Annotated in this window: 7 protein-coding genes; 3 read left to right on the forward strand and 4 right to left on the reverse strand. The window is 71.8% G+C overall.

Annotation, left to right across the window (positions count from 1 at the left end):
* Window positions 1–41 precede the first annotated feature (41 nt).
* Window positions 42–626 carry a hypothetical protein gene (locus ACWEQG_RS11765; RefSeq protein WP_452283897.1) on the forward strand — a complete coding sequence of 195 codons (585 nt, stop codon included), beginning with the start codon at window positions 42–44 and terminating at the stop codon, window positions 624–626.
* On the opposite strand, the gene ACWEQG_RS11770 is transcribed toward ACWEQG_RS11765, so the two are convergent.
* From ACWEQG_RS11770 to ACWEQG_RS11780, 3 genes are all read right to left on the reverse strand, one after another.
* Complete coding sequence (locus ACWEQG_RS11770) at window positions 557–1,843, reverse strand: MFS transporter (protein WP_452283899.1); 1,287 nt, start codon at window positions 1,841–1,843, stop codon at window positions 557–559. The genes ACWEQG_RS11765 and ACWEQG_RS11770 overlap by 70 nt on opposite strands.
* A 71-nt stretch (window positions 1,844–1,914) precedes the next feature.
* Complete coding sequence (locus tag ACWEQG_RS11775) at window positions 1,915–2,319, reverse strand: SRPBCC family protein (RefSeq protein ID WP_452283901.1); 405 nt, start codon at window positions 2,317–2,319, stop codon at window positions 1,915–1,917.
* A gap of 52 nt (window positions 2,320–2,371) precedes the next feature.
* Window positions 2,372–3,079: an SDR family NAD(P)-dependent oxidoreductase gene (locus ACWEQG_RS11780; RefSeq protein WP_452283903.1), complete on the reverse strand. Its 708-nt coding sequence runs from the start codon at window positions 3,077–3,079 to the stop codon at window positions 2,372–2,374.
* 102 nt (window positions 3,080–3,181) lie between these two features.
* Between ACWEQG_RS11780 and ACWEQG_RS11785 the strand changes: the two genes are divergently transcribed.
* Together ACWEQG_RS11785 and ACWEQG_RS11790 are read left to right on the forward strand one after the other, a co-directional pair.
* Window positions 3,182–4,021, forward strand: a complete 840-nt coding sequence (locus ACWEQG_RS11785) for a helix-turn-helix transcriptional regulator (RefSeq protein ID WP_452283905.1) — start codon at window positions 3,182–3,184, stop codon at window positions 4,019–4,021.
* A 132-nt stretch (window positions 4,022–4,153) separates the two neighbouring features.
* Window positions 4,154–5,188, forward strand: a complete 1,035-nt coding sequence (locus ACWEQG_RS11790) for a LacI family DNA-binding transcriptional regulator (protein WP_452283907.1) — start codon at window positions 4,154–4,156, stop codon at window positions 5,186–5,188.
* A gap of 79 nt (window positions 5,189–5,267) precedes the next feature.
* Here the strand turns inward: ACWEQG_RS11790 and ACWEQG_RS11795 are convergent.
* Window positions 5,268–6,179, reverse strand: a 912-nt coding sequence (locus ACWEQG_RS11795; protein WP_452283909.1) for an endo-1,4-beta-xylanase, incomplete at its 5' end; no start/stop codon positions are given.

Consider the following 6,179-nt stretch of genomic DNA (forward strand, 5'->3'; position numbering starts at 1 on the left):
TCCGCGATGTCGCGTCGACTTCAATGGATCACATGCAACGAATGACCGGATTGCTGGTCGGCGCGGTGTTCGGCGCGGTATTCGTGATCGTCAACGCGCAGAATCCGCTCCATCCCGTGGCCGTGAACCTGTTGAAAGCGGCCGCCTGCCTGGCGGCCACGGGCGTCCTGGCCATGTGGTTCGTCGCCGCCCGGAGGGAACGGCCGGCCGAGGGGCCGCGGCGGCCGATGTTCGGCCGCGGCTACCTGATCGTCGTCGCCGCCGAGGTGGTCCTGCTCATCGGCGGAATCCGGGTTCTGGCGATCCTGGGGCGTCCCGAGGAGACCAACGTGGCCTGGGTGGCGTCGGTGGTCGGCGCTCACTTCATCGCACTCGCCCCGATCTGGAAGGAGTGGGCCATCGCCGCACCGGGTGTGCTCCTGTCCGTGCTCGGCGTCGTCGGTCTTGTCCTGGCCTCGACCGCCGCCGTCACCTGGGTGCCGCTCGTCAGCGGAGTGCTGTCCGGACTGGTGCTGCTGACTGGCGCCGTCGCCTTCGGCTGGCGTGCCGTGACAGCTCACGGCGTTCCGAGCGGGGAGGCCGCCTCCGGGGTGGGATCCCCGCGGAGTGGGGCGACGTCGCTCTGAAAGCGGGACATCCCGCGCAGGAAGACGGTCGCCATCGGCACGGCGAACCCGGCGACCGCGCCGATCAGCAGCAGCGTCGGGCGGCCGATCACCGCGCCGGCCGGACCGGTCAGTGTCAGGCCGAGGGGCGTCACGACCGAGGCGGCCAGCCAGTCGACGGAGGTGACCCGGGCGAGGCGCTCCGGCGGGATCTCCCTCTGGAGGTTCACCACCCACTGCACGGCGAAGATCTCCAACCCGAGACCCGCGGCGATGTAGCACGCGTAGACGAACTCCGGCGACACCGGCCAGGCGAGCGCGAGCGGTACGACGCCGTAGAGGGCGAGCCCGGCGATCGCGGCCAGTCCCGGCCGGGCGGGTCTCCACCTCATGCCGATCAGCCCGCCCGCCAGGCCCCCGACCGACAGCAGGGCGAGGGCGGTTCCGTACACGGCGTCGCCGCCGAAGGCCTCACGGGAGACGAGGGGCAACAGGACCTGCGCCGGCGCGATCGTGAACATCTGCTGGAGCGCGACGGCGATGATGACCCCCAGGACCCACCGTCGCCGTGAGACCTCCGCGAGGCCCTCGCCGATCTCCCGTACGGCCGACGCCCGCGGCCCCGGCCTGACGACGGGTTCGCGCAGCGGCAGGAGAAGGACGAGACCGAGCAGATAGGCCGTCAGCACGGCGAGGAATCCGATTCGGGCGGACCACGCCGTCACGACGTACGCGCCGAGACCGGGCCCGATGACGGCGCCGAGCCGCCAGGAGACGGCGGTCAGCGCCGCGCCGGCCGGACGCTGGGCGGGGGTGAGCACGGATGACAGGCACGCCTGGTAGGCGGGCCGGTGGAACGCCTCCGCCGCTCCGACGAGGAAGACCAGGAGCCCGAGGAGCCAGGTGGAGGTGCCGCCGGACAACCCGACGGCGGCCACACAGCATTGGAAACCCAGCGAGGCGACCATCACCGTACGGCGCGGCAGCCGATCCGCCCACAGCCCGCCGAGCAACGCGAACACGATGATCGCGATCCACCGGCAGGTGAAGATCGCGCCGACGGTCGAGGCCGTGCCGCCCGCGTCGAGGGCCGCGATGGTGATCGTGACCGGGAAGATCTGGTCGGCCGCCACCGACATCGTGAAGCTGAGCCACAGCATGCGGAATTCGCGATTGCGCGCCAGAGAACCGTCCGCGAAACGAGCCGGAACCATGAGCTTTCGCAAGCGACTGCGCATGGTAAGCAATGAATCCCGATCGAGCGGAACCCGCAAGACGACGATCGGCTACCGTGCCACGACGAGCCCCTTCAGGCTCCCGGCGCTTCGAGCACCTGCTTCAGCCTGGTCAGGTCGGCCTGCACGAGACCCGCGTCGCGGGCGAAGTCCTCGTCGCTCACGCCCGGGAGGCGGCGCAGGGTGAACACCACCTCGCAGCCGTCGCCGTCGGGGATGACCCGCATCGGGTTGTGGACGACCTCGCCGGAGGGCAGCGTGACCTCATGATCGAGGACGCCGTAGGTGTTGCGCTCCACGAAGGCGAAGCCGGCCCGTCCCGACGGCGTCTCCACGAACCACTGCCCGTCGGCGTTCTCCACCGCCTCGCCGAGCCCGGGCGCCCAGACGGGGAGATTCGCCGGGTCCGATGCGTAGTCGTAGACCTCGTCCGCCGGCCGGTCGATCCGCTCGCTGATGTGTCTTGATTCCGACGCCATGCACGCCAGTATTCCGGCAACGGCTTCTCGGCAGGGCCGGCGCCGACGCGGGTCACCAGGGAAGGCGGCCCCGGGCGTCGAAGTAGCCCCCGGTCGGGCCGTCCGGACCCAGCCTAGCCATGCGGACGATGATCTCGGCGCCCTCCTCGACGGTCTGCGTGCCCGTGCGCCCGTTCAGGTCCGTGGCGGTGTATCCGGGCTCCACCGCGTTGATCCGCATGCCCGGGAACGCCTTCGCGTACTGCACCGTGATCATGTTGACCGCGCTCTTCGACGCCGGGTAGGCGACTCCCGGGTACGCGTACCCCGGCGAGCCGGGGGTCGTGGCGCCGGCGAGCGAGGCCAGGCCGCTGCTGACGTTGACCACGACCGGCGCGGCGGACCGCTCCAGCAGCGGCAGGAACGCGTGGGTGACGCGCACCAGGCCGAAGACGTTCGTCTCGAACACGCGCCGCATCATGTCGGCGGTGGTCCCCGCGGCGCCGGTGACCGCGTTCGTCTCGGTGCGCTCCTCGATGCCGGCGTTGTTGACCAGCACGTCCAGTCCGCCGTCCGCCTCGACGGTCTTCGCGGCGGCGGCCACGGACGCGTCGTCGGTGACGTCGAGGAGGACCCAGCGCGCGCCCAGCCGTTCGGCGGCCCGGCGCCCGCGCCCGGCGTCCCGGCTGCCGACGTAGACGGTGTGACCCGCCTCGACGAGCCGGCGGGCCGTCTCGAAGCCGAGTCCCTTGTTCGCTCCGGTGATCAGTGTCGTCGTCATGTCTCCAGGGTCCGCCCCGGCCGTACGGCCGGCCAGCGCCCTCCGCTTCCTGGGACTCCCGGTACCAGGAAGGATCGCGCCCGGCGGTGCAGACTTGGATGCATGGCGACGACGGAGTTCGGCGGAGCGGTGCGCCGCTGGCGCGACCGCGCCTCGCCCGAGGCCGCCGGGCTGCCCGGCGGCGGGCACCGGCGCGCGGCCGGACTGCGCCGGGAGGAGCTGGCCATGCTGGCCGGGATCTCGGTCGACTACGTCACGCGGCTCGAACAGGGCCGCGCGTCCCACCCGTCCGCGCAGGTCGTCGAGGCCCTGGCGCGGGCCCTGCGGTTGTCCGGCACCGAGCGCGCGCACCTGTTCCGGCTGGCCGGGCTGGCGCCGCCCGGCCCGGAGACGGTGTCGGCGTACGTCACCCCCGGCGTGCAGCGGATGCTCGACCGGCTGGCCGGCACACCCGTCGCGGTCTACGACGCGTGCTGGACCCTGCTCATCGCGAACCCGCCGTACGCCGCGCTGATGGGCGATCCGTCCGGGTGGCGCGGCGACCAGCGCAACGCGGTGTGGCGGCATTTCCTCGGGCCCGGCAGCCGGGCCCGGCACACCCCGGAGTCGCTGCGGGCGTTCGAGACGGCCCTGGTCGCCGACCTGCGCGCGACCCGCGACCGCTACCCGGCCGACCAGCGGCTGCGGCGGCTGGTCGCGGATCTGCGCGCGAACAGCGACAGGTTCGCCGAGCTGTGGGACTCCGGCGCCGTCGGCCGGCACCAGTCCGGGCGCAAGACCATCGACCATCCGGACGTCGGCCCCTTGACCCTGGACTGCGACGTGCTCACGGTGACGGGCAGCGACCTGCGCGTCATGGTCTACACCGCCGAGCCCGGGACCGAGGACGCCGAGCGCCTCGCGCTGCTCACCGTGCTCGGCACCCAATCACTCGCCGGGTAACGCCGGCACGCCGGAGCGCCGAAAGTTTTCGGGCACGCTAGCAACCGCCAGCCGGGCAGTTCGCCGATTTCGTTGTCACGATGACCGAAACATTTAGAGCCATATGCGCGACTCGCCGTTAGACTGCGCCTTGTGACCGTTGTCGACGAGCCGTCCGCATCAGAACCAGAACCGCTGACCCTCGCGCAGCTCGCCGAGCTCGCCGGAGTGTCCAAGGCGACGGTCTCCAAGGTGGTGAACGGCCGCTCCGCGGTGGCGCCGGAGACCCGCGCGATGATCGAGGGCCTCATCCGGGAGCACGGCTTCCGCAGGCAGCGACGGCGCTCCAGCCCCGCGGCCGTGCTGGAGCTGGTCTTCCACGAACTGGCGGGCGACTACCCGACCGAGATCGTCCGGGGCGTCGGGCAGGTCGCGCGCGAGCACCACCTGGCCGTGGCGATCTCCGAGCTGCAGGGCAGCCACACCCCCGGCGGCGACTGGCTGGAGGACGTGCTCATGCGCCGCCCCACCGGCGTCATCGCGGTCTTCTCCGACCTGACCGGCCTGCAGCGGGAACGGCTCGCCATCCGCAAGATCCCCCTCGTGCTCCTGGACCCGACGGGCGACCCCGGCCACCGGACCCCCTCCGTGGGCGCGGGCAACTGGAACGGCGGGCTCAGCGCCACCCGGCATCTGCTGGAGCTGGGCCACCGGCGGATCGCCATCATCACCGGGCCGTCGCACGCGTTGTCCAGCCGGGCCCGTCTCGACGGGTACCGCGCGGCGCTCGACACCGCCGGCGTGCCCGTCGACCCGGACCTCATCTGCCCGGGTGACTACCAGATCGAGGACGGCCTGACGCACACGCACCGCCTGCTGCGCCTGCCGAACCCGCCCACCGCCGTCTTCGCCTCCAACGACGGCCAGGCCATCGGCGTCTACCACGCGGCTCACCAGCTGGGGCTGCGCATCCCGGAGGACCTCAGCGTCATCGGCTTCGACGACATGCCCCCGGTGCGCTGGGCCATCCCGCCGCTGACCACGATCCACCAGCCGCTGAGCGAGATGGCCGCGGCCGCCGCCAGGATGCTGGTGACGCTCGCCAGAGGCGAACCCCTCCCCCACAACCGTCAGGAGTTCGCCACGGCTCTCGTCGTACGCGGCAGCACCGCGCCGCCGAAGCGGTAGCCCGTCGGAGCCTCCGGCGCGGGCGGGAGCCGCCCTTGGTCCCCGCCCGCACCGGAGGCGATCCTCGCCAGGAAGAGGGTCAGGGGCTGGTGCAGGTGACGGACGGGGTGGCCGCGCTGCCGTTGGCGGTGAAGCCGAAGGTGGTGGACGAGCCGGCCGCGATGGAGCCGTTGTAGGGGGCGTTGCGGACCGTCACGGAGGAGCCGGACCCGCTCTGCTCGCCGTTCCACACGCTGCTGATGGTCTGCCCGCCCGGCCAGGTCCACTTCACGGTCCAGCCGTTCACCGGCGCGCTGCCCGCCCGCACGGTCACCGTCGACTGGAACCCGCCCGGCCAGCTGTTGGTCGTCTCGATCGTCGCCGAACACGCCCCGGTCACCGGAGAAGGCGTCGAGGACGGGCTGGTACGCGGGGACGGGCTGGTGTTCGGGCTGGTGTTCGGAGACGGGCTGGTGTTCGGGGTCGCGGCGTTGAGTGCGTTGAGGACGGAGGTGTAGGCCTGCTTCTTGTTGAAGTTGCCGTCGAACAGCAGCGGGGTGTCGCCGCTGCGCCAGGACCATTTGTCGGTGATGCCCCATACGGTGATGCCGGTGCAGCGGGGCACGGCCAGGCAGGCCTGGGTGACGCGGCGGTAGGCGTCGGCCTGGGTGGAGCCGGAGCCGCCGACGTCGAGCTCGGTGATCTGGACGTCGACGCCGAGGGCGGCGAACTGGGCGATGTTCTGCTGGTAGTTGGAGGGCGGGTTGCCGAAGTGCGACTGCAGGCCGACGCAGTCGATGGGCACGCCGCGGGCCTTGAAGTCCTTGACCATGTTGTAGACGCCGCGGGTCTTGTTGGCGTTGGCGTCGTCGATGTTGTAGTCGTTGTAGCAGAGCTTGACGTTGGGGTCGGCGGCCCGGGCGGCGCGGAAGGCCTCCTCGATGAAGCCGTTGCCGAGTTTCTGGGTGAAGATCGAGCTGCGCAGGCTGCCGACGGCGCCGCCGTCGGCGAA

The organism is Microbispora sp. NPDC004025 (assembly GCF_053604425.1).

Excerpts from the sequence above, each read along its gene's own strand:
- ACWEQG_RS11775 (WP_452283901.1), bottom strand. The coding sequence starts at position 2,319 with ATGGCGTCGGAATCAAGACACATCAGCGAGCGGATCGACCGGCCGGCG.
- ACWEQG_RS11765 (WP_452283897.1), top strand. The coding sequence starts at position 42 with ATGACCGGATTGCTGGTCGGCGCGGTGTTCGGCGCGGTATTCGTGATC.
- ACWEQG_RS11780 (WP_452283903.1), bottom strand. The coding sequence starts at position 3,079 with ATGACGACGACACTGATCACCGGAGCGAACAAGGGACTCGGCTTCGAG.
- ACWEQG_RS11785 (WP_452283905.1), top strand. The coding sequence starts at position 3,182 with ATGGCGACGACGGAGTTCGGCGGAGCGGTGCGCCGCTGGCGCGACCGC.
- ACWEQG_RS11770 (WP_452283899.1), bottom strand. The coding sequence starts at position 1,843 with ATGCGCAGTCGCTTGCGAAAGCTCATGGTTCCGGCTCGTTTCGCGGAC.